At 40.7% G+C, this 24,357-nt stretch carries 19 protein-coding genes; 4 read left to right on the forward strand and 15 right to left on the reverse strand.

Annotated elements, in window-relative coordinates:
- Positions 1–631: 631 nt before the first annotated feature.
- From R7P80_RS26555 to mobH, 4 genes are read right to left on the reverse strand one after another with little or no spacing between them, the layout of a single operon-like run.
- The gene (locus R7P80_RS26555; RefSeq protein WP_140134527.1) at positions 632–1,282 is read right to left on the reverse strand and encodes a DUF4400 domain-containing protein; all 651 of its coding nucleotides are present in this window, start codon (positions 1,280–1,282) and stop codon (positions 632–634) included.
- A gap of 1 nt (position 1,283) precedes the next feature.
- Positions 1,284–2,831 (reverse strand): conjugative transfer system coupling protein TraD, encoded by a 1,548-nt coding sequence (gene traD / locus R7P80_RS26560; RefSeq protein WP_025624834.1) that lies wholly within the window; start codon positions 2,829–2,831, stop codon positions 1,284–1,286.
- The gene (locus R7P80_RS26565) at positions 2,806–3,138 is read right to left on the reverse strand and encodes a hypothetical protein (RefSeq protein ID WP_140134529.1); all 333 of its coding nucleotides are present in this window, start codon (positions 3,136–3,138) and stop codon (positions 2,806–2,808) included. The genes traD and R7P80_RS26565 overlap by 26 nt, the downstream gene beginning before the upstream one ends.
- The gene (mobH, locus tag R7P80_RS26570; RefSeq protein WP_140134531.1) at positions 3,131–4,978 is read right to left on the reverse strand and encodes a MobH family relaxase; all 1,848 of its coding nucleotides are present in this window, start codon (positions 4,976–4,978) and stop codon (positions 3,131–3,133) included. The genes R7P80_RS26565 and mobH overlap by 8 nt, the downstream gene beginning before the upstream one ends.
- Before the next feature lie 140 nt (positions 4,979–5,118).
- Here mobH and R7P80_RS26575 point away from each other — a divergent pair, with 140 nt between their 5' ends.
- Complete coding sequence (locus tag R7P80_RS26575; protein WP_140134533.1) at positions 5,119–5,634, forward strand: hypothetical protein; 516 nt, start codon at positions 5,119–5,121, stop codon at positions 5,632–5,634.
- A gap of 424 nt (positions 5,635–6,058) precedes the next feature.
- On the opposite strand, the gene R7P80_RS26580 is transcribed toward R7P80_RS26575, so the two are convergent.
- The 3 genes from R7P80_RS26580 to R7P80_RS26590 form a co-directional block, all read right to left on the reverse strand.
- Positions 6,059–6,244 (reverse strand): hypothetical protein, encoded by a 186-nt coding sequence (locus R7P80_RS26580; RefSeq protein ID WP_118121315.1) that lies wholly within the window; start codon positions 6,242–6,244, stop codon positions 6,059–6,061.
- A 613-nt stretch (positions 6,245–6,857) separates the two neighbouring features.
- The gene (locus R7P80_RS26585; RefSeq protein ID WP_140134535.1) at positions 6,858–7,829 is read right to left on the reverse strand and encodes a ParB family protein; all 972 of its coding nucleotides are present in this window, start codon (positions 7,827–7,829) and stop codon (positions 6,858–6,860) included.
- 8 nt (positions 7,830–7,837) lie between these two features.
- Entirely contained in the window at positions 7,838–9,070 is a 1,233-nt protein-coding gene (locus R7P80_RS26590; protein ID WP_158297105.1) for a ParA family protein, read from the reverse strand.
- A 268-nt stretch (positions 9,071–9,338) separates the two neighbouring features.
- On the opposite strand from R7P80_RS26590, the gene R7P80_RS26595 reads away from it, so the two are divergent.
- Complete coding sequence (locus R7P80_RS26595; RefSeq protein WP_025624501.1) at positions 9,339–9,563, forward strand: hypothetical protein; 225 nt, start codon at positions 9,339–9,341, stop codon at positions 9,561–9,563.
- A gap of 25 nt (positions 9,564–9,588) precedes the next feature.
- Here the strand turns inward: R7P80_RS26595 and R7P80_RS26600 are convergent, their stop codons facing one another.
- The 3 genes from R7P80_RS26600 to R7P80_RS26610 form a co-directional block, all read right to left on the reverse strand.
- Positions 9,589–10,659 (reverse strand): replication initiation protein, encoded by a 1,071-nt coding sequence (locus tag R7P80_RS26600; RefSeq protein WP_025624500.1) that lies wholly within the window; start codon positions 10,657–10,659, stop codon positions 9,589–9,591.
- A 1,341-nt stretch (positions 10,660–12,000) separates the two neighbouring features.
- Complete coding sequence (locus R7P80_RS26605) at positions 12,001–12,342, reverse strand: hypothetical protein (protein ID WP_118121310.1); 342 nt, start codon at positions 12,340–12,342, stop codon at positions 12,001–12,003.
- Positions 12,343–12,775: 433 nt separating this feature from the next.
- Positions 12,776–13,315 (reverse strand): hypothetical protein, encoded by a 540-nt coding sequence (locus tag R7P80_RS26610; protein WP_140134537.1) that lies wholly within the window; start codon positions 13,313–13,315, stop codon positions 12,776–12,778.
- Between the two features lie 187 nt (positions 13,316–13,502).
- Between R7P80_RS26610 and R7P80_RS26615 the strand changes: the two genes are divergently transcribed.
- A complete protein-coding gene (locus R7P80_RS26615; protein WP_225492091.1) occupies positions 13,503–13,847 on the forward strand; it encodes a hypothetical protein in 345 nt (114 codons plus the stop codon).
- Between the two features lie 904 nt (positions 13,848–14,751).
- Here the strand turns inward: R7P80_RS26615 and R7P80_RS26620 are convergent.
- Genes R7P80_RS26620 through mobI form a run of 3 tightly spaced genes read right to left on the reverse strand, consistent with a single transcriptional unit; the run spans position 14,752 to position 18,765 of the window.
- Positions 14,752–15,252, reverse strand: a complete 501-nt coding sequence (locus tag R7P80_RS26620; RefSeq protein ID WP_140134539.1) for a hypothetical protein — start codon at positions 15,250–15,252, stop codon at positions 14,752–14,754.
- A 59-nt stretch (positions 15,253–15,311) separates the two neighbouring features.
- The gene (locus R7P80_RS26625; protein WP_225492089.1) at positions 15,312–18,248 is read right to left on the reverse strand and encodes a helicase HerA domain-containing protein; all 2,937 of its coding nucleotides are present in this window, start codon (positions 18,246–18,248) and stop codon (positions 15,312–15,314) included.
- Positions 18,249–18,258: 10 nt separating this feature from the next.
- Positions 18,259–18,765, reverse strand: a complete 507-nt coding sequence (gene mobI / locus R7P80_RS26630; RefSeq protein WP_140134543.1) for a conjugative transfer protein MobI(A/C) — start codon at positions 18,763–18,765, stop codon at positions 18,259–18,261.
- 305 nt (positions 18,766–19,070) lie between these two features.
- Between mobI and R7P80_RS26635 the strand changes: the two genes are divergently transcribed.
- A complete protein-coding gene (locus tag R7P80_RS26635; protein ID WP_140134545.1) occupies positions 19,071–19,307 on the forward strand; it encodes a hypothetical protein in 237 nt (78 codons plus the stop codon).
- 239 nt (positions 19,308–19,546) lie between these two features.
- Here the strand turns inward: R7P80_RS26635 and R7P80_RS26640 are convergent, their stop codons facing one another.
- Positions 19,547–22,957: a conjugal transfer protein TraG N-terminal domain-containing protein gene (locus R7P80_RS26640; protein ID WP_225492087.1), complete on the reverse strand. Its 3,411-nt coding sequence runs from the start codon at positions 22,955–22,957 to the stop codon at positions 19,547–19,549.
- Between the two features lie 2 nt (positions 22,958–22,959).
- On the reverse strand, positions 22,960–24,357 hold the full coding sequence (locus R7P80_RS26645; RefSeq protein WP_118121293.1) for a conjugal transfer protein TraH: 1,398 nt from the start codon (positions 24,355–24,357) through the stop codon (positions 22,960–22,962).

A 24,357-nucleotide genomic window follows, 5' to 3' on the forward strand; every position in this document is an offset into this window, starting at 1 on the left:
GTATGGACAGTGATTGATTATTTTCCAGATTTCTTTACGTGTGTAAGATGCTTTTCCTACACTAACCCCTCATGGTATCGATCTTTGTTGTCCACCGACAACTCATGTATTTTTGCCTCTGAATAGATTAAACACACACGCTAACAGCAATAAGGAAAGAAATCAGTGATCAGGATATTGGTGTTGTTAGCTTTATGGGAAAGCGAAAAAGTAGATTTAGATATAGAAAGCCCGCCAATAATAGACGGGCTTCTATTGTTTCTCTGCCTATTCGGCAGTAGTTGGAACATGTGATCGTGTTTTACTATTGTCAGCTACCTATTCGGCAGTGGTTTAGCCGCCTATTCGGCGGAGGTTCTGACAGATCACATAATGTGACTCCTAGCGCTGCAAGCAACTAAGCCATGAAGCCACACGCCGCCTATTCGGCGGAATTGCACATTGTAAGAGTATGCCCCTCATGTGTGGAGTGAGTAGAGCTAGTCACTTCATTTCCACGCCATCTACACTTCGAAAAGCGGTACTCTACAGATCAAGAATAGACTAAGAGTTGAATATTGAATAAAGCATAGGGAAAACAGGGGATCGGAGGCATCAAACTTACACTCTCCGACCCCTTAATTAACTACTGCTACACTCGCTTGATTGTGTTCGCTACAATTGTCATGACCGACATTGAGTAGACAGCGCAAGCTATCGGTACAAAATAAACTGGAAGTGCCAGGGGAACTGTAATGTAGAACAGTGCAACCAGCGGTAATGAGTACAGAACTCGCCTACTAATGCCATGCCTCATTGGTGATGAGTATTCAAAGCCATGCTTCTTAATCTCTCGTATCCAATATCCACTCATCATTGATGCAACGGTAAAGACAATCATTGCCGCGATCCAGATTTTCAACCCCCACAGTCTGAGTAGAACGAAATCCAAGTTGAGCGCCAAGCCCCAAATAGCCTGATCTACACTTTTCCAAAATCCAGTATTGAAGAACAGCCTGTCATTGATATCTTGTCCTTTCAAATACTCGACTGGCAGCAGCACTTCTCGGCACCATTGTATAAAGCCCGAATCCACTAGTAGCGAGTCCGACAGATATGACACAGATTCATAAATTTCAATTGCCTCATCAGTACCGACAAAAAGAGACATATTTTCCAACTCTTGCTGCATACTGGACTCAACAACAGAAGGTAAAAAGAGTGTCGCAATTAATAATATCGGCATTACCAGAGTAAAAATTAGCGTAATAATAAGCCCTGTATCTTTCTTGTCCTTTGCCATATTACTTCCTTGGTTTCGCTAGAATAGGTACACGACCTTTTTTGAGGTTCCCCCCAACAAACGAGGCAACATACTCCAAGTTAGGGAGCTGTCCCATTAGTTGCATTGGAAACATGTCAGCTTCTTCTTCCATTAAACGCTCACCAATGTTCGCTCCTAACCCATCCAACTCATCGTTGGAAGCATTAAAGCCCTGTGTTCGCATCACATATCGAACTCTTGTTTTTGGAACCTGTGCTAAGACTCGCTCTTGAGTAGGAACGTCAGCACATCGAAAGCTTATGAAATTATTCGTTGATGCAATTATTTGATCAGCCTTTGCCTTACTACCCAATTCAGCTTCAAAATCAGAGACAGTCTGTGTCGCTATCCATAAACGGAACCTTGCGCCACGAGCTTTGTTGACCATTTGTATTAACGGTTCACACAGCATTTCACTCGCTTCATCTACAAATAGATTAATGACTTTGTCATCTTCATCACCGTAGTTGTAGCGATCCGAAGCTACAGCAGCCGCATCAGCAAGAATCATTTTCCCTATTGCGCTCGAAACCAATCTATCCGAAAGTGAATCCGTACCAATGATCAGCACCTTGTTGTCAGCGATGATATTTTTCATGTCGAATACTCCGCGAGAATCATCTAGGTTGGTTGGAGATAGCATTTCTGCCAGCTCACCATTAGTGACTTTAGAAAGGTTAGCCAACAGGTTGCCCGTTGATTGCTCCAACGTTCTTCGCTTGTCGATGTACATACTCGCCATTGATTCAATGGTTGCATTTGTGAACTTGGAAGCAACTCTGTTTCGGTAGTAATCAACACAAAGTAACGCTCTCACTTCTTCGTTCGTTGACGATTCCAATTTCGAGTAAAGCTTATCTTTCCAATCGACTCGATTAGCTTCACACCACGCAACTACCGCCTTTTCAATAAGTAAGCCAAAGTGTTCGTAGTAGTAACGAATTGCCGTGAGCGTAACTTGTTCGTTAATTAAGTGCATGGCGTCGATCAAATACTGCAATACGGTGTTGGCAATATCTCGATAGAATGAGTCTCCATCTTCCGGTATAAGTGCTGTTACCCTTGCAGCCAACTCAGAAGAACGAGAAAAATTCTTTAGAGGGTTAAGCCTAATTGTGTCTCTTGGATAGGCAGGATGCCACATGAGGTATCTATCAGGCTCCCCCATCGCTGCACATGTTCGTTCAGCAATAGCTCTAATGTCCTTATCACCCTTCGGATCTAGAAAAATACAGCATTCTTTCCTCAAGATAAGCTGAGTAAGGACAAGATCGAAGAAGCGGGTTTTACCAGAGCCAGAAGCTCCCGTGATAAGAGTGTGTAAATCAGCCCACTTGAACATAAATCGGATATCTTCTTCTTTTTCCAAGATACCATGTATATATCCACTTCCTTCCGTGACATTTTGCTTACCAATGATGTCATCCATTTCACGTTTGGTAATGTCGTAGATTAATTGAGCCTCGTTGTAACCTACAGAAGATCCCCACCCCAGGAATAAGCTATTTTTTACTGTTTCGTTGGACACGCTCGATCACCTCTCCATCTATACCAAACATCTTCAGTGTTTTAGTGCTACTTGGATCTATAAACTCCAATGGATACCCTTTTAGTCTTTTCTTTCTAATATGAATTTCGAAAGCTTTATGACCGGTGACAACACCAATGACAATACAAGCAAGTGCCGCATACCAATACGTTTGCTTGGGTACTTCAAAAACATAAGGCAGACAAAATAGAACCATTGCGGCAATCAGCCACGTAGCGATCAAGTAAGCTTCGTAGTTCGTTCTGTAAGGGAAGTTGTATTTGGTCGGGTTCGTACTATCAGTCATTGATTACAATCTCCGGTGAATCAAACAGATCAAGCATCGAGACATTTTTAAGCTCTAACTCTGCTTTCATGACAATATCCATCACTGCGTCATTTGGAACTTGAATACGCTGTTCTTGAACTTCATAGTCGTAGTGCTTGGCAATGAATTGGGCTATTGGAGTAGTAAAACTAACGATAGATGGACTCTCGTTAGTGGATAGTTCAGGTTGTTCGTTTAACTCGGAGTGTTCAGTTGACACATTATCGGTCGCTTCATCCGGTGTATTACTTGAACTATCTGCATCTACAAATTCAGATTCGTGTTGTTTGGTATAACTCGGAACTTCAATTTCCTTTGGTGCATCATGCTTCTGTTTCGATACCGGTGCTGACGGTTTTCTTTCAACAGCCTTTAGAGTGAGAGATTTACTAATATTTTTGAGCACACGCCCCAATGTTTCTTTACTGGTTTCATGCGTCTTTTGTTTATGCATATTGCCACTAACAGTGTAATCAGTTGGCTCATCAAATATTTCTTCAATAATCTCGCTATCCGGTACAACTTGCTCTTTTGGTTGTGGCTCATCAACCTTTTCTTGTACAGGCTTCGCTACTTTCGGGCGCTTTGAGTGTTCCTTGAGTGAGTAGAGCTTTTCCGGCTCAAGAACTAAACGTTGGACATTACGAAACTTCAGACCCTTAACCTTCACCGGTTTCTTAGCATCACCGAGTATTTCAGGGTAGATGTCAAAATACAGTTCATCACCATTACTCGTAACTTGTCCTTCTTCAACCATGATTCGGGCTAGAACTTCAGGGACGGACGGAATGTTATACCCTGCATTTACCATTTCTTCGACCAATTCAGGGACAGCGTTATTCCAAATTACATACAATTGTTCTTCAACAAACCACAGGTACGCCGACTTCTCATTTACCTTCCATTTTCCAATGAGGATGTAATGACGAATCAGGTCGCAAAGTAATTCTGAAAGCGGGACTCGCTTGATCTCTTTTGTAATGTGAGAGTTGCGAGAGAACATATCAGCTTTCGTGGAGGCGCTATCCGCTTCGGCAATAATTTGCGGCATCGGATGAGACATGTTTGTTTTGCCGACACTTGCCAACATCATTGAGTGAATATGCTTACCGTCATAGCACTTCTCTAACCATGACCACGTTTTGGCAGGAATCAAACGCTCCATCATCACCAATGAAGCATTTTGATGCTTCATATGCCTATCGCGGTTCCATGTAATGAAGTACCGTTCTATCTGATGTTCAGCAGCCCAAGCATGGATCGTCGTACCGCTTTGAGCATCCCAAATAACTCGTTCTGAAGTTTTCGCATTACCATCGTGAACTTGTACATCTGCTAGTATCTTACCGGCATCATGCAAAAGCCCCGCAAGTATTGTCCCTGTGCGCCACTGGATATTACTTTGCTGTGTTTCAGTCAAACTACCAACGGTAACTGGAAAATGTGTCATCTGCGCAGCTCTCATAGAACGGTGCGCAACGTCTAGTGAATGCGAGACTAAACCGCCGCCAGTGGCGTGATGTTTGTACTCCGAAGCGGGAAGTAAGTCTGCATAACGAATGAAGCTTTCAAATACCGGATAGATATATTCGTTAAAGACTTCTTTACTAACGCCGATTTCGTTTCTGATCGCGTTAATTTGCCCCTGCATACGCTCAAGTAACACATGAGGCTGAACCACCGGAATGCCTATTGGATTTGGAGGATATCCTATGGCATCGTCATCGAGGTTACTTAAACCATACATCTCGCGCTTTGAGTCTACAAATGCTTGCTTATCAGCTTGCCAAACTAGCTTCTTGAACCAACGTTTAAGCATGTTTTCATACACTCCAAAAGCAAGGCGAGATACCACCTATTTTTCTTAGAACAACCATATTTTCATAGACCTCTAAACTTTGGAAATCACTTCTAAATGGTACATTGGCGGTATAAGTTTCCTAAATCCAAGAGAGTGATATGCGTACTGCAACAACGACTTATCCATTTTCTGCTAGTCAATTCGTAACTTGGGGTACGCACCGTTCTATCTCACCACGAATTAAGGGCATTATTGAGCATTACGCTCACCATATTGCCGTAAGCAAATATCAACTTCAGTCAGTTCCACAACCACAAAACGTAGATTCTTGGCTAACCAATGAAAACATGCCCTCTGTTGTGCGCTTGGCTACCTTGGCAAAGTCAGAAGAAAACATTGCGTGCTTGTTCAGAGACTTAAATCTATATGGACGCATAGACCAGATGTATCAGTACGATGGAACGTACTTTCTCGTAGATACCAAGTCCCATGCATCCCCAACATTTTCAGATCAATTGCAGTTAAGCTTTTATTCTTTCATTCTGTCCCGATTGGGGTACAGAATGGCTCCTGCTGCGTTTGTTCGCTCATGCTATGGAAATCAGGTTCACTATGAAGCAGTTGACATTATTCCTCATGATGCAATGTCAGAGATTATCGGAGAGGTGGAGTAGGGAAGTCACCTTAACAAAGTTAAGATAAAGAAAGGGCAAGCCAATTTCAGCTTGCCCTTATTGTTTTTACCAGTACGTCTAGCCAGTAATGTTGAGTATAATTGATGCATAGTGTTTGAGTGTCGGTTCAAAGAAGGCAACCCCAATTAAACCAGTCATCGCATAGACACTTAGAAACTTAGTGATTCTTTCTTGCATCGGCTTATTGCTCCCGTAGTGTTGTTTGATGTGAACTTCCTATTTGGTCAAGCATAGAAAGAAAGTCAGCCCAACTCATGCTCTCAATTTTGACTGGCTTTCCGGTTTGAAAAGCTGTTATTATTTTCTCAGCCATTATTACTAATCCCATTAATAGTTCTGGCTCGATGGTTTAACCATCCGGCTCTTGAAGTTCGCACCTTCAAGAGCCTTTTCATTTCAATTGTTACCGACTAATCAAAATGCGGTTATCTCCCACCTGAACCCATTTAAAATGATTCCCATCGACAATCAATTTTGCTTTTGGAAATCGCCCCATAACATTTTCAAGTGCAAGCTCAAGGTCACACTCATCTGTAAATCGTTCTACTTGCTGCTCCAAGCCTGAGTTTTTGTATAACGTTGCTCTCATAGTGTTCGCATTGATTTGGTTGCTAACTATATCCAGACTATCATTAACGTTTTAGTTCCAAAGAAAAAGGCATAGGATGGAGTGGTTTTTCTACTTTATTTTTTTCGGAGCCATACCCGCTTTCGCTTCCGTTTGCTACCTGCTACCTAAAGCGTCATGGACAACCCGAATCAAAGTAGTTGCGAGTCGGGGATTGTTGAAATTTCCATTTGGCTTAATCTTTGGCTTCCTTGCCATACTGCTCATAGAAATATTCAGAGTGGGTGTTATTACGAATGCAATTCATTGGGTGCTACTTTCACTCTCAATATATCTGCTATTAGCTTGGCTCTACCTATTCCTTTATAAACTGATGCTGAACAGAGTATTTAAACAAGCGATTACTTGGTCAGCGATTATCAATAGCATAATGTTGGAGGTAGGGATTATTGTCGCGTTTGTTGTTACGGGATTTGGTCTTTCACTTGCTCTAAGCTAATCACCTATCCGTCAACACTATTGCTGTGACAACCCCCATTGTTTTGCTGTGACAACCCCCATTGTTTTACTTAAAATAATCGCCCAACCCCTTGTTATATATAGCCTCAAGTATCACTGTGATGAAAGGTTGTTTTTACTCATCACCAGATAAAACACGTTTGATGTATGCATCAATCTTGTTCATCTTTTCAGAACCAATGCGAGAGAACTCGAATTTCACCATGTTTCTATCAGCACTGCGACTTACTTTTGCGTAAGCGTTTTTGTCCTCAAACTCAGCCAGCTTATTTGTCTCCCATGTAGCTTTTTTAGGCTTACCGGTAGTATTTTCTACGACGAACGATTCTAGTAGATCTAAGGTTTCCCTTTGGCTTTCAGAAACGTCATAGCTTAAATCAGTCAGGTTCTTTTTGAACTCTGCCATTGATTTGTCAATTTCTTTACCCGCTTTAATTAGTGCTCTTTGGTATTTAGCAAGCTTGCTGTAGAAACTATTTGGTATACCCTCAAAATCCACAAATACTTTGCGCATTGAAAGCTCAACATTATTCGCTTCGAGTCGCTTACGTAGTGACTCCCTACCGATTGAAAGTGCTGCTGCTAAGTCTTCAACCTTAGTATTTTCAACATCAATACCTTTACGTTCCGCTATGGTCAAAAGATACCTTGCATGTTCAGGGTAAGACCAACGCTTAACCTCTTGGCTATCATTGATGATACCAAGCATTTGATCGTCCCTAACATCTTCCTGTAACTCCCACAGTGGTAAATCAACACCACCATTGATACACGAAAAACGACGACGACTTGCATCTAGAAGCAATAGCTTGCCAGTGGTAGGGCATCTAACAGCAACACCCTCCTGGTTAACGCCGTTCTCACAGATAGACGGAAAAATGTCTCTGACAGCGTCTAACGTAAGTGCTTCCTGGTTACGTGGGTTGAGAGGGTGAATATCTGTTTTGGACTCAACTTCAGATGCAGGGATGACAACACGCTTAGCCGTTACCGCCCCATTTAAATATGTTCGAGTCTGAGAGCTGGTTAGGCTACTAGTGCGTGACTTGGCGCTGCCAGTCAACAAGCTCTTGCCTTTTTTCATCATTGATTTACCTACTTATTGTTCTTACTTGTTAACGCTTTCAAATCAGAGATAAACGTATTGTATACCTCGTTCACAGAATTGATTGCATCATAGTATTGAATATCAGTACATGTACTTTCAGAACGAATGATGTCATAGATAGTACGATTCTTGTCAGCAGCTTCATGGAAGAACGGGCTATGCTTAATCGCCTTTGTGATCATATCGCTTCCCACCGTTCTTAGAAGTCGGTCATAAGTCTTACGCTCTTGCTTATTCGCCTCATTGTAGTTTACCGGCAAGATTTTGAACCACTTCACGTTGTCACCTTGAGATGGCAAATCCTCTAATTGCTCAGACATAGTTAGAAGGTAAGACATTGTACTAACGTAGTCGTAAGTTCTTGGCGTTACAGGAGACAGGATCATATCGGCAGCTTCAATAGCTGACCAAGTAATAGGGCTATTTTGAGGTGGTAGGTCTAAATAAATGATGTCGTATTGTGATTTCAGAATTGGCACAACTTTGTTGGCAAACGCTGTTAGCAATTCAACACGCTTTTCTTTGTCCAGTGACCAGTAAAGTTTTGTAAACTGCTCGTCTGTTGGGAAAGCTGTCATGACATCGAGGTTTGGTAAATGTGTCGAGAATGGTGCCGCTAGAACCACATCCTCAAAGCTATGTCCTGCTTCTTGGAATTCAGTTGCTTCATTTACAAACTCTTGAGAATCAAACTCTTTAAATAGTGAGCGAAGCAAGTCAGATAGTGTGATGAAAACTTCCTCACTCTCATCCTCTACGTTAATGATACCTCGCGCACTGCCTTGAGGATCGAGGTCAATAATAAGAACACGAGCATTCAGATTAAGGTCTAGCGCCGTTTTAACAGCAAGTGATGTGTTCGTCGTGGTTTTACCCGTACCACCTTTGTAGTTGCTGACTAACACAACTGTTGAATCATGATTATCAGAGAACTTTTCAAAGCCAAAGTGGTTCATTACGGCATGCACTTGCTCTAGTGTAAACATGTGGCTTCTATTGTAGAAGTAGGGTTCATCAATAACACCTTCTTCAATCAACTGTGCAATTCGTTTGTTATACGTGTTTTTCGATAAACCAAGAATATCGACACCTAGAGTAGTTTTGTTGACAGCATGGTTATGGACTAGGCGCGTTACACCATTTTCCAAAAGGTCATCTTTAAAACGAATCGCTGACTGTTCTAACAGTTCTTCTTTAAGCGATACGTTTTCATGAAACATTCTGGTTCCCAGGTCGGTAGCTTTTTCTTTGAAGTTCATTCGTTATTAATCCTGTTGAGTATGTCCTTTAAGTTAAAACCAGACTACATGCAAATTGAACCTTTAACAAGTTCATTTTGCATTTTTTGGTTCATTTTCCTACAAGAATCAAAAACAATATGTAATAAGCTATTTTCTTATTGAATAAAAATTATGAGTTTAGGAAAGATCTAATGGGGTGATACTTTGAAACTATAAGGTTATGAATTAAACAGAGGATTTGACCGGCATGAACATTATTTATCCTAAGAACGCACCCGACAAACTGAGAAAGAAGACAGAGAAAGCACTAAGAATGCTTAGCGAAGGAGCAGTAAGGTTTCGTGTATCAAGTCGGTACGGCTATAAAACTCTGAGCTTGGGCAAGTACGAAAGGTTGGTAAAGACCGGTGAAAGCATACATATCTTCAGCCAGCATAGTGACTATGAAAAGTTTATCAACCAAGCAAGGTAGGGGAGCCTTGCTTGGTTTGGCTAAGTTATTTCTTTAAGAACATTTGTTCAAACAGGTTGTCTACCTCACGGCGTTTTTCAGCTAGCTTCAGTTCTTCTTCATTAGGTTCATCTGGAATCCTATTGCTCTCAACAAGTTTATTTATTTCATCTTCCAGAACTTCAGCATGTCCTTCATTGCCAAGTCGTAAAAACAAACTATGAATCTCACGCAGTGTTGGTAAAACATCACCACCTTCAGATTCAATATCTTGCTTCTGTTTCATCAAAGAAGATATTTTGCTGTAACAAGCTTCAGCTTCCTTAATGCTGAGTTGGTTCTTCCACTTGACCAAAAATCGAATTTTACAACCGCCATCACTGGTTGGCTCAACCTCATACCCTTGTAGTCCGTCCTTAGTGATGATTTCTAACTTATCTTTAGCGATTGGATTCGTAGCAATATCCGCAAGTGCAGGGGCAATAATCCGACTAATAAAGGCACTATGCCTCATGTATGTTTTCTTGAGCACTTTGCCCTTGTCGGTTTTAACACCAAATAGTACCTGAAGCTTATCCACCGAAATGAAATACATTTCAGTCTGATTGGAACGGTAACGGCACAAAAACTCAAAAACTCTTTTGGTGTTAGGGTTTGTAAGCTTCTTAAATATCTTGTTATCAATTTTGGCGTGACCGTTTTTGTGAGAGTTGATGATGTATAGCTGTCTAAGTTCGCCGTTAGGTTTAATTGTAAGCGTTCCATCAGCATAAGTGACTTTAGCTAAAAGCGGATAGTACGCGAACGAACCCTTGTCATCTTCAATCCCTATTTGTTTCTCGCCAAGAGACTTCGCGGGGTTCTTCAGGGCAGTAGCCAGGTACTTAACATCAATATCAAACCATTGAGTTAACTGACTCGTGTTGAACCTGTATTCAGGAACAAAATGTTGGTCGTTATTCTTGTTCCAGTCACTTTCTTTCATATGGGTTAGCATTAAAGCGAACATGTCCATCATTCGGCATGTAAGACTAGTTGACGCATAAATTAACCCATGCGTTTTAAAGTGATAATCTAAGTGGTCTTCAGTAACCAGCTCTATATTCATTTCCGTCATACGTGTACTTAAATTTGTTGTTTCACCACAACACTCGGTCCAATAGACACAAAACTCAGTTCATACTAGCACAAGGCTAAGTAAAAACTAGCACAAAACTCAGTTTACAATGGGGGGCATATCACGAGTTGTTAGTAGCAGCATTCTCGTAAAGAACATACCCTTCTATGCAACAAGTAATATAAAGTGTTGATTTTAAACATTTTAATGCATTATACCATTTGCCTTTGGATTTCCTAAACCTCAAGTTGTAAATGAACTCTCCGAATAGACCCGCCACAAAATAAAGTACATGACCACAAAACAAAGTACACGACCACAAAACTCAGTTCAATCACCACAAAATTAAATACAAACAGCACAAAAATAAGTTAAAACCACCTAAAAACCAGCATAGCTTCACAAATTTTAAGCACTCAAACACAAAAAAAAGTTAAGCTGTACAAATATATGTATGCTTTTAGTGAAGCTTGTACCTCATGACCATATACAACAACCTGTGTATAAATTGTTATTAACCTGTGATTTGCCACAAAAATAAATTCAAGTAGCCACAAAAAAAAGTCGAAAGATCACAAAATTAAATCTACCTATCACAAAAAAATGATCGTTCAACACAAAAAAATGATCATTCCGCACAAAATCAAATACAAAAACACCAAAAAGAAATACACGAACAACCGAAAAAACCATTGATAATCATAATCTTGCGCTTATTTTTCGTGCCTTATAGGTATATAGAAGATCTTAGAGGTGATCATAAGTCTCTAAAGGTAAACAAAGGTAAGATCATAGGGTTATAAAATAAACAATAAAATACTTTTCTATTTTTCTTAACTTAACAATGTTAAGTGTACCTAATGTCCGTTTAGGAAAGTGAGCGAGGTATGATTGAATCATTGCGGTATAACTACATCAATTGCAGTGATTACAGTTATGTACTTGAGTTTAAGTGACACTACCACTGAATCTGCAACGATGTTGTTTGGGATCTATATTAATTCATTGGGAATAAGCAGTTAGCTTATTAGTTATAAGTGAGAGAGTTTTGGGCAATTTTGATTGAGGATGTTGACGGTCATAGATTGTTGAAATCGGAAGACGTTACATTGAAGTTTGACAGCTTTGAGCTTACTGAGCTTTATAGGTGTGAGCTTGCAATGGAGTATTACGAAAGAAGAAGTAGTGATAGAACGTGGGCATGTTCGAGTGTTTATGTTTCTCTGCTGAGCAACAAGAGTTGGCTGATTAAAAATGAACTTGGTGTAGTAGTCTGTCAATTAGAGCTGCTAGCGGCATAAAAAAAGCGTCCAATGGACGCTTTTTTTATAATAACTGCCGTTATGAGCTTTTGAGTGTATTCAAGTGTGAGTCGAGTTCTTCTTGTTTCTCTAACGGTAAACGGTTTCGTATTTGATGAGCTAACTCGAATGCTAGCTGTGTTAAGTCACCAAGCGGTGACACTGATTTCGAATCTACGGATATTGCTAGAAGCTGAGCTATAATCGCGTTGTCTTTCAATGCCGTGGATACTACCTTAACTTTTTGGTCAGCCTCAGTATTTGTCAAACCAGATTTAACAAGCTTGCTATGCAGTTCTTGGAGAGCATCTTGCGTTGACTCTTTGCCAGGATATACCGTCAAAGCTTTTCCAAATATGTTCTCATCGTTGTCGTAATTCATGTTGTTTTACCACTGACTAATTTAGATACTTAAACGATATCAGCCATTCTCGCTTTCCAAACTATCAGGTGGTGTTTGAAGGGGATACGGATATCATTTCTGTTTTGGTCAATGTCTCCCGACTTTAATGGGGACTCAGAACCTTGTCTCGCCTGTTACATCAAACAAGTCATACTCATCCATCACTGCACCTTTTTTTGGGTTCACTATTGTTTTTGTTTCACCATGAGTATCAACGAAACTACGAATACAAAAAATATCATTAATGATTCATCAAGCGAAGCGTATGGAACACACACAATATCAAATGTTAGCCCTGCACTGATGGTTAGACAGCAGCAAGCTCCAACTAAATAGCTGGCAAGTTTTAATGTCTTTTTGGTTCTCATATTGTCTAGATTTTCATTTGAGCGTTAGCCGGTTTAACTAGGTTTCAGGCTAACCTAAACTTGGGAAAGGGTAACGCTGCGAGTTCATTCGCTGAAAACAACATACGTTGTTTATCAATCCAATGATTTGCTTCTGAAGCATTAAATTCCCTAGATAATTGCTTTTCTACTTGACCAAGAAACGCTGAGGTAAGTTCTTCAGACATTGTGATGAACCTCAGACTTTTAAGGACAAGTGTTTCGGTATCAACTATCACAATTTCAATGGCAAGTCGTTTTGAGTTGTTAAGGACTTCAGGCAGTTGTATGTCACCAACTATTGATGCGTCATACGGACAGTCGAAATTTAATTGAAAGCCGCCGCGCTCAAATGAGAATACGAGCATCATCGCAGATGAGTCTCTATCTACATATATTTTGGCGCTCACACGCCCTTCAGACAGAGTTACCCATTCTTCATTCGTCATAGATGGTAGACCTATGAACAATCTGTTGTAGGTTGGACGCAGGAACTCAGCTATGGCTCCGTCATAAACCGGTATCGTATTTGGATAGGGCTGACCAATGATTAGCGTTTCTAACATGTTGGATTCCTTGTGATGGAGTTCTGTTTTTTCGGTATGGGCTTATTGTCCCAATCACTAGAAGAATACGGTTGTGCTCTTGGTTTCCTAAATGAGTGTTTGTGATAAAAGCTCCTTGTTTCGTAGGCATACTGAGGTTGCACAGCCTATTGGCTAATCTATATACTGTATTTTTGTACAGTTTTTTATGATGGAAATGTTAGTTATCCGACACCGATACCACTATGGTTCGATAGTGCTTAGTGAGCATGGCGTTCTCTTTGGACAATCAGTTATTGGTAACAATGTTGCCGTAAAGCTCAAGAATGGGGAGCTTGCTTACTATCCCTATTTAGGTGCTGCCAATATTGTCCCAATTGGTAATTTGAAACGAGTTAAAATAGTTAACTTGACAGGCTATACATTTGATGAAGACGGTCTGCGAGACTGGAATCAAATTCCTAGCGACCATTATGTTGTGGGCGCATGGTTGAACGGAGGAATTTATGTTCTGTTAAAGGATGGACACCCGATATTGTTCAGTTCGAACTAGCAGGCATTTCTGGTCCTATGACTTTGTTTGTGGCTTTGTCATTGGCAAGAGCTTCACATTACTTGAGCATTGTAATTTCTTAAGCTAAATCGCTCATGGGAAGTGTGTTACCGAAACAAAATATAGAATCCCTGTGTACTTCCCCCCAATTCTCTTGAATAACAAGTCTGTCGTGTAAAGTACCTAATGCGTTATTTTTCGTGGTCTGAGTGACATTTTGGCAAATCCATTTGTTCGCAAAGGAAAATGCCCAAAGATCAAGGAAAATTTTTTTCTGTACGGTTATTTCTAAACCGAACTCAAACCTGTGATTTTACCTAGTCAAGTCCGTCCTTTCGCAATCAGTAAGTAGTCACTTACTGATATTTTTCATTTGGTTACTTATCCACAAGTCAACCCAAATATGTACCTTGAACAATCTTTTCAATCGCACTATCTTGTAAATCGCAAGGTTAAGGGCTACTAGATGTAGTGGCAATAGAAACACCAATTACGGGTTTTGGTTGCACTGTATATTTGAGCCTAAAACGAATAAACCCCGCAAAAAAGCAGGGTTTATAATAGGAGTCAATCTAGAGTAGTTGGAGCTACTCGAAACTAACTACTGGTATCATATCTCGACACCGAACAATCGAGACTATAGATCACCAGTGACCGGATTGGCAAATCGAAAATCGAAATTTAGAAGGAATATTCGATGGATTTTGACAATGTAAAAGCCTTGCTCGGCAAGGTGTTAAAAAACGTGGTCTTAGTTTTTAAATTGAACCCATCCTTTGTTATCAAAGGCTTAATATACCTATTTGAGTGCTTCAGAGACTAACTGAATCGGAGTGATATAGGTTAGCCAATAACTGGCATTAAAAAAGGGAGCCAATCAGCTCCCTTCGTTTTTATTACCAGGTTAGTTCGTTAGAATAGTCAGGTGATAAGTAACATTTTGCTCACCATCTTGATAAACCGTTGTTTTACCAGATGGTAATTCCTCACCCCACTCTCCGGCACTACGTCCAACGAGTCCTTTGGTATCAACCGCTAAAATATCAGTTCCTTTTAGTTGTTTGAGTTCCGTAGGAACGATCATCTGATAGTCAATCCACACTCTACTATCGCTCTCTTCCCAAACCTTGATAGTGCTCTTGCAGTTGTTTGATGCTTCGACGAATTGGCACAAGTCAAACTCAACTTGCTGTGGCAGAGAGTCAAGATTTAGCGTGATCTCGTAGTTCTGGTATTCTGGAGCACTAGCGAGGTTTTGATACTCAAACGTCACAGTGTGCTTTGCACTTTGCTCGGGACCAAATGAATAGTGCTGTGTGACTGGTTTTACGGGCAGTTGCGTACTGCAACCTGATAGGCTCACTGCTAGAATGCTAGCAGCTACGGAAAGTTTTACTTTCTTCAAATTTTTATTCCTTTTAAAAAAGAGGAGTGTCCCTGATTGGATACTCCTCGTTGATAAGCTTAACAATTTTGAATCAATTTCCAAAACATTGTTGAACGTTGATGAGTAACATGTTTTTTGCCATCAACGAAAAGAGAGTGGTGTTTCTCTAACTCTCGAACCATGTTTAACTGGTTTTCAAGCTCCTGTTTCGTTTTGGTGTTTAGAAGTTGCTCAACATCTTTGCTCTTTGGGTTGTTGAGGCGGTGAGCTATCCACGCTGTCATGTAATCGCTATAGCTATTCTCACTAGTTTGGAAGTGGTCCAGTCCCTGAGTTGACAATAGGCACCCTACCCCAAACTCACGCCCTTCTTTGAGTATTTTTCGCAAGCTCGGAAAATTATTCGCCATGAAGTTGTCCGCCTCGTCTACGAGCACTAGTTTTTTCAACGCTCGATTCTGACCAATTGGGCTTGGTTTTGGGGCTAGATGCATTTGTGTGTAGAACTGGTCTAAAAGTACCGCAACGATGAGATTTTGTAAGTTTGGATCAATACCACCCAATGTCACGACCACAACATTCCCATCAAGGAGATCATAGAGCGTTTTACACTTTCTTCCGTTGCTCTCAAATATCTCGAAGTCATACAAGTCAGAAAGCGCAGAGGTAAGGGAGTCTTGAGGAATCTTACGCTGACCATTATAGACTGCGATGACGTCCCTCAGAGTCGGTGGAGTGTGGCTATAGGTACTTACATCACCATTGTCTATGTTTTTGTTCTCGTAGGCAGCGAGGATGCAGTTCTTTAGCATTTGCTCCTGCTTTACTCCCAAACGGAAAACTTTGCTCAATGTGGAGATGAAGACCTTCGCATTGTTCATTAACGCTAAGCGGTGGTCTGAGTGTAAAGCAAACGGGTTAATCGGTAGATTGTTCGCCTCTAACACGGTTGCACCTGTTGCGTTAACGAACTCATCATCAACGTAGTCAGACTTGTAATCAAAGATAAGGATGCCAAGTGACTCGCCACCGGTGTTGAGCTCTTTCTGTCTTCGAAGCTGTGTGACGATACTTTTCACCGTCTGCGTCTTACCGGTTCCCATTGTACCGGCGACAGCAAGGTTAGGGTTTAAGTACAAACTGGTATCCGTTGGACACCAAAGCATATCTTCACCAGTTTCCTTTGATTGCCCCACCACGATAGCCATTTCCTTGCTCGGCGCACTCTTTGATGAGCTGACCAAAGGAGAGGACTTTTCAGGCTTAGTGCTCTTAGCCTGGTTCTCGCTATCCGAAGCTGGATTGTTAGAAGCTGCGAGGTTTGAATTTGATTGTTCCGGTTGGACGCTGTGAGTTTCTGCAGCGAGGTTACTTTCTGCTGACTGTGCCGGTTTGACTGGCTGCTTAGGTTTTGATTTGGCTTTTTTGCCCTTCACTTGGTAAGACTCTGGAATGAGGTTGTCAGACATACACTTCGCGGGTTTATGGCGCTTGAGTGTGAATGCTAGGTTCTTATTCAAAGCATCGTAAAGCGTATCAGACAAAATGAGCTTCTTCTTCGCCCTGGTCACAGCAACATAAATCAGATTCAATTCATCTTCAGCAAGTGGCTGTCCATCACCGAACGCAGCTTCAACGGCACTAAAGTCATCAGCCAACATCACCACATCAGATTCCAAGCCTTTACTTCCATGTGCGGTGCATAATTTCACAAACGCTTTGTCAGGAATAATATCTAGCGTCCATCTTAATGCCATTATTAGATCCATGAACTTTTCACGGTCTTCTTTAAACCACTCGATAATTACCTTTGTTTCCAAATCGCGCTGTTCGGCAATTAGCTTGTCAATGTTGTCGTACTTTTTATAAAAGCCTATACCTTCACCATTTTGTGAAATGTTCAAAATGGACTCTGCTTTCATTAATGTAAAGCTGGCTTTGTTGTCCGTAACAAACACCGTTGGAATCTTAGATTTATAGCAATCAATCAGAATATCCAATAAGTGAATATTGGTGTGTGCAATGTACAACATATTGTCAGAGTCATCATAGTCGGAGCCTTTTATAATCTCCGTGTCAAACCCTCGACCCGTAATTTTTACGCTAGTATCGTAGTGTTTTAATATCTTGCTGGCTAAGTCTGCTAAATCTTGTCCATATCGAAATGAAACAGATAATGGAAATGACTCACACGGAACCACAGTCATTGCATTAACGCCGCCTTTGAACTGATAGATATTTTGGTATTTATCACCGACAAATATTTTCTGAATCTTTTGAGACATTATTACGTTAACAAGAACTGGCGGTGCATCCTGTGTCTCATCAAACATAACATAGTCATAGTTAATAACTGGCTTTGAAAGCTGCCAATATTTAACGTATCCATCATGTGAGCAATAACACTCATTGCTCGTATCAAACATTGACTTTAGCAATAAGTTAGCGTGATTAACCAAGTACAATAAAGCTACTTGCTTTTGGTTCGATTTTATTGCCTTGCTGTTAACTTTACTGGTGATTAGTTTTTTAGCTTTCTCAGTAAGATGTAGTTCTGTTAGTTCAAGTGATGCGGTCTGAATAAAACAATCGCAGATATCAATTAATACACGCCAATTCTTTTTCATGTCGAGTGCATTGAATAATGGATTGTCCAAATTGAACTCTGAATGGTCTAGTACCATTTTCATGTTAGGTTTCAAATTAACTTTTCTTAAAAAGCCTGTTTTTACTTCCTTACTGAACGTTGATAAAGCATAAGAGTGAGATGTATATATGTGAACATGAGTGCCAACAAACAAACTTCTAGCTTCACGCTCAAGAGATTTGTTATAGCAAAGGTAAATGCCCATCTTATTTTTTTGATATTTCTCGACAGCTCTTAGGAATGTACTTTTCCCTGAGCCAGCATAAGCGAATCCCTTAACATCTTCTTTCGCTTCAATTGCATCCATTAAAGCATTCATTTCATCTGTTAAATCATGTTCGCCAATTGTTCTCACTTTTATTTCCATCAACTACATCCTATTTTTTCAATGACTCTTTAATCGCTTTGATAGAACGATTTGTTTTCTCAACACGATGTTTAATTTCTATTGTCTTGATTTTTTGCTTAGAACGTTTGGAAGCCCAAACGACTGCATTATGAGCTTTGCCTAAATGCTTTAATTGGTAACGGATTTCTGATAGAGCATCTTCCATTCTTGTTATAAGAAGAAGCTCCCATTCTTGAGCCTTACCAAATTGTGATGCCTTATATTTACCGCTTTCAGGTACAGCAATAGACTTTATTAACCGTACAGTTTTATTTCCATTCTTAACAAACCGAACTTCATGCCAACGAACACGGAAACTAAACCCTACAAACTCGACTCGCATTTCATAATTTGTTGACTCAATGTTTCTCTTATCTGAATAGTCCCTATTGAACTCTCTCTCTGCTATAGCCCTTCGCCAAACACCTTGAATCGCTTCTGTCTTTTTATACAAGCCATCTATTTCTTCGTAGATAGCATCGACTATCGCTTGCATGTAATCTCCAATACCAGTGATTATGATATAAGTTGATTTCATCAAATCATACCATAACAAATGTAGTAACCAAAAAGGTAGGTTTTTGGCACTATAAGATACAGAGCCAAAAAAGCTGGTTTTTGGCTCTAGGGTAAATCGCTTGCCAAAGTGAAGACTTTTATGGAGGTTTTTGGCTCTATGTGAACGATCTTGTGATTTCTAATTATGAATACTGTACTATGGTGCTGTTCTATTTTTTCTTATGCGCTCTATGTTTTGGAAGTTATATTTATTTGTTACTATATCAGTAAATGGAGGTGGTTATGAAAGACAGGTCAATCAACATATTATGGAAAATTGGGGACATTACCGTTTTCATAATTATATTCGCAATTCTTTCTTTTGGATATATAAATTATGGATTTGGTTTGTTTGACGCTTTTATAGGTATTTGTTGTTACCTTGTTTATAGAGCATATTTTGTTGAAGTAGATAAGAGTGTGGTTGTTAATAAGAGTGTTGGCACTTATGATGATGCGCCAATTAAAATTCGACGTTAGGAGTTAGTTTATGTTTTCGTGTATTGCTATATCGTTTTTTGTCTACATTATATATAAGCTCATTAAAGGTGATATTCAATGTGTTTATGGTTCAGTCTTAGGTAATTCTAGTCCTAGTTATCCTGATGTGAAATTCAAAGGTGATGCAACTATAGATAAGGATGGTTTTAACACTATTAAAAACAAATATGATGAAAGCTTATAAAAAAACCTCGGAAATATCCGAGGTTTTTTCTTTTCTATCGAGGTATGTCATCGACCCCTACTGGATTATAGTTGTCATCTATTGACTGTAATCTTTCAAGTTCATTTCTACTATTTTCATCTCTCCTTTCTTCTTTTTCTATTTCTTCCTGTCTGTCATTTGCTATTTTTTCGTAGTGGGGATAATTGGTACTGTATTCAGGCGCACTATCATTGCCCTGTCTAAACGGTTCGTTGTTAGAGTTTAAATTATCACTCACTATAGGTGAACTATTTTCGCCTATAGTACTTTCCTCCGATTGGTTTCCATTCTCATCAACTAGAGGGGAAATAATTTCGTTATCGCTAGTCTGTGATGTTGAGGTGTGATTATCATCTTCAGATTGTTCAGGTTCTTTAGGTACAATTGGCGTATTAGATTCATTTTCGTATGTGAATAGATTAGCCATTTCTCCACTAACATCATCAATAAACCCACTAACTGTTTCATTTAATTGCTGTGGGTTATCTAACGCTTCACTGCTGTCCAAATATTCATTTAGTGCATTGAACTTTTCAGAAATAACCTCAGTCGCTTCTGTCTCTGCTTGTCCTACTGGTGATTCATAAAAGGCAGCTCTCATTGTGTTATATGCATTCGATACGGCTTCTTTTGCATTATCTACCTGTTCAGATATTGGGTTTGCAACGCGTCCAACTTTCTGTGAAATATCGTCAAATAAACCGTCAGATAGCATGCTAGCAATTGAGTCCTTTATATTCTCTTGTGTATGTTCTAGAGGAACAATATTGGTATCATCGTCAATTCCTAGCCTTTGCTTCATATCATCGACTTTGCCTTGATACTGTTTAAATTGGTCACTGTTGAAAAAGTCATCCCCAAATTGTTCAACGTCATTAGCATTCTTGGTGAAATTACCCATCAAGTTAGCTCTATTTCCTGATAGCGGATCATTTTCATCGACATTAAGACTATCTGGTACTACACCTTGCGTTGGAGCAACAATTGGTTGCCTATCCAAATCACCATATTTTGGGTTATTCGGTAGTCCTTCAGATATATTTGGATTGACTCCATTAGTTCTGATTTCTTCTGGTGTAGATGGTTGTTGTCCGTGATATTGACTAAGAACAGCTTGGTTATCTTCCATATTTCCTAGTTCGTTATTCGTTACCATAAACGCTGCTAGTTTGGCGCTGTCAGAGTCTAAATCTGTACCATTTACGCCACCATCCATTTCCTGATAGTTCTGAGAAAATCTTCTTAACCACTCAGGGTTATCTCTGTTTTCGTTGATCTGTTTATCGAGGCTACGTTGAGCATTCTCGTCTTGTCCAATCATGGCTAGTCCCATTCTTACGTCGTCGTTCATGATTGACGCTGTATCTGTAGCACTCACTGCATTTTGGTATTGGTCAGTGCTGGCTTCTACCTCTTGTCTAGCTTGCGATACTCTCTCTGCTCGTGAGTCCATTTCACTGTTATTTGTGGTAACAGACTCGCCATTTTCGTAGGCTGCATTTTTCGCTTCATCGAACTTAGCTTGTAGGGCAATACCCTTTTCACCTGATGTCGCGTCTTGATATGCTTTGGCTACATTTGACGATAGAGATTCTGCAAATTGCTCAGCCGCTTTCCCACCAGTGCCAACTAGTTGGAGTCCGGCAGACATAGCCTGAATGAAGTCATTCTTTTCTTGTCCTTGTAGACCATATGAGTCAGCAAGAGATGTGAGGTGTTTCTCAGCGAAGTTTTGCATGGTGCTTGAGCCGGAATTAATAGACTGACCTGCCTTTAGTATCTCGTTAGTGCTGAAAGCATTACCGTTCGAATTGGTTAGGGCATTCTCGACTGCTTGCTGGTAATTCGCTTGTGCTGTTTGCATCCTAGTTTGGGCATCTGATACAGAACTTGAGTTCGCCAAATTTCTTGAAATGTTGCCGACACGCGATTCCGCGCTCTGAGTCATGGTGTTTCCATACGCATCACGAGTACCGCTGTTTAATGATCCCCAATCTTCAATAGCGCCGCCCTGTTTCGATATTTCTGGTGTGGCATCTGTGTCTTTAGCGGTTGCTGCTGCACCTTTCATTGCTCCCATCATCGCCATGCCAGAGCCGGTAACGAGCGACATAGCCATAGCCGGTACGATAGTAGCCGCAATCATTCCCCCTAAACCTAAGAGATCTTTTGCTTGCTCAAATATTGCTTGTATCCATTCAATTGAGCCAGTTTCATATTGCAATCCTATCTCTGTCACTGCTCTAGCCATCTGTCCCATAACAACACTCTGAGCGACAACCAGTAGCATCGGGATTAATTGAATGACCGCAAGCATCTGTAGGAATAGAAGTAGCGTCTTGGAGCCTACAGAGCCACATAGCGCCATCAATCCAATGAACGGTGTGAGGGCGTATAGCAAACATTCCATTATGGCAATGAACTTGTTTACGATTTGTACCCACATCTCTCCTTGGATGATCCAGCCGTAGTTTCTCTGTTCTACGGAGCTTTGTAGGTTTTCTGCGTAGTCGGAAGCGTTGTTTTTGTAGTAGAACGATAGCTCACCTTCTTCAGCGAGTTTGCTTGCCATCATCGTTTTCATCAGATTACGATTCATAGCAGCATCAGCGCCAATTGAAGCGAGGACATCACTAGTCACACTCTCTACGTCCTCGCCAGTACGTACCCCCATTCTCTCGTTGAAGTGGGAATACATGGTGACGAAATCACCAGAGTTGATCATAGTGATAATTTTCGAATATGCGTCCTTACAGGATTGTTCTTCTATAACTCCGCTTGAGCGCACTAGAAATGTTGCGAATGACGATGAATTGAACTGAATGTTGGTAAAAAAGTCCCCTTCTTTCATGGTTCGAGTCAAACCATCTCGCTTTGCTTTAACCATCGCACAGTCACGCATGTAATTGTGGAAACTAGGACAAAATCTATAGCCGGATAATACAGAGTTACCATCCCCTGCCGGACAGGACTTATACGCGATATCTCTATATGCAGCCAATGCTTTTAAGGGGCTTAGATAGCCCCTCTCCGTAACACGTTCCTGCGGGTTGGTACTGCCGAATGCGGTTTCAGTCAGTTCAGCCAGCTCTAACCCAATATTACTGATTAGCGAAGCTGGTACAGCGATGGCAATAGGAATATTGTCTATGGTGGTGGTAGTGCCATCATATCTATTCTCAATGCCGACTGTACCTAATGTATTGAATCCAGCCACGTATATGAAAAACGCCGCTAGTAGTCGTGGTATGGGTAACTCCTGCTTTCCATCTGACACTGAAGAAAGCATAGCGATAACGAACACTAACAAAGCAACAGCCGCCGCTGCTGCTTTGTAAGTTGAGTTAGCCGATATTGCACCAACAGCGTTAAAAACGGTTTGAAGTGTTACCACATCCCCAAAGCTTACAATGTTCCAAACCATAATTACTTACCTGTCAGTGTATTGGTTTCACCTTCACCAAAGTTGACACTATCAAGCTTCGCTTTGATATCTTGGAAATCAGAGTCTTTAGATAGAAGGTTATATTCTTCCAGATAGTACTTAGAGCTATCTAGGAGCACCTTTTCAGCTTGCGTTTTCGCTGATTCTTGACTGTCAGTAGTGAAAAGGTTTTTAAGAGCAGCTTGTGTAACTTGGATGTAGGACGTTACTTGCATGTATGCGAGATCAAGAGCCAAACGCTCCGCACAGGTATTGGCTATGTAAGTACCAACCGTAGCCACAGTGCCGTTAACCGCGGCTTGGTAGATTTTTTGATTACAAAGCTGACCAATCATCGTTGGGAACTTGAGAGTTTGTTTTGCGTTAGTACTCCACTCAGTGTCATTTTGGTAGGCAACAATGACACCATCGCTTCCAAGCAAGGCATCATATACACGCTCACGTAACCCTTTGATAGTGACAGATTTAGATGGTGCAAGCGGTGCATTTAGACAGCCGTTTTTATCCGATGTATCACAGTCATAAATTTTGAATGTGCCACCGTCTATTAAGTCGATTAGTCTAATGGTACGTCCCTGGTACACCGTAGGCTTAGGATCTGATTCTGGATCGCTACTTCCGTTTTTGATTACTACTGTACCAATCATGGTCATAAGTAACTCTAGGAACTCGTCATCTCCACCGTATAGGCTATGAACTTCGCTTTCCTTCATCGCTTTCCATGTCGCATTGATAGTGATTTTTTCTTTCGTGGTTGTAGGATCAGCTGTAGCCAAAACTTTAGATGGAGAGCGACCAGCTTCATTAGCCCATCCCCATGCTTCGTTTAGGTCTTCCCATTGACCGCTGTTGACACCGAGAGTCTTCGCTGATGTATCGGCTTTTGCCGTTGTCGCAAAGTCTATTCCCGCATTAACAATGCCTTGCGCCGCTTGGCAGCTATCAATATTCATGTCGTTGACAAACTGCGCTGTTTTTTCCAGAGAAGTCATGATCTGTTCACAGGTTGGACACGCTGATTGCAAAGCCAGTTTTACACCATATCCAAGAGCATTTGCGCCAATTGCCTGAAATGTTTGAATAAATTCATCTTTGTTAATGAACGAGAAGCTACCGCCATACAGATTTATCCCACCACACCCTGCGGATACTGATGGCGCGGTTGCAGATACTAAGTTTGAGCGTTTGATAGGGGCTTTCATAAACAAGCTACCACCGGATATCACGCCTCGACGAGCAGTGTTATAGGCATTAGGATCTGTTGTGTTGGTTAGCATATTGAAGGTATCGCGCATTTGGTCATCTAAGCTTGCAGTAGCAAGTGGTGTATTTAATAAGCTGACCATAAACAAGCTGCCCGTTAATAGATTTAGTTTCAT

Source organism: Vibrio sp. 2092 (genome assembly GCF_033339635.1).
Taxonomy (GTDB): Bacteria; Pseudomonadota; Gammaproteobacteria; order Enterobacterales; family Vibrionaceae; genus Vibrio; species Vibrio alginolyticus.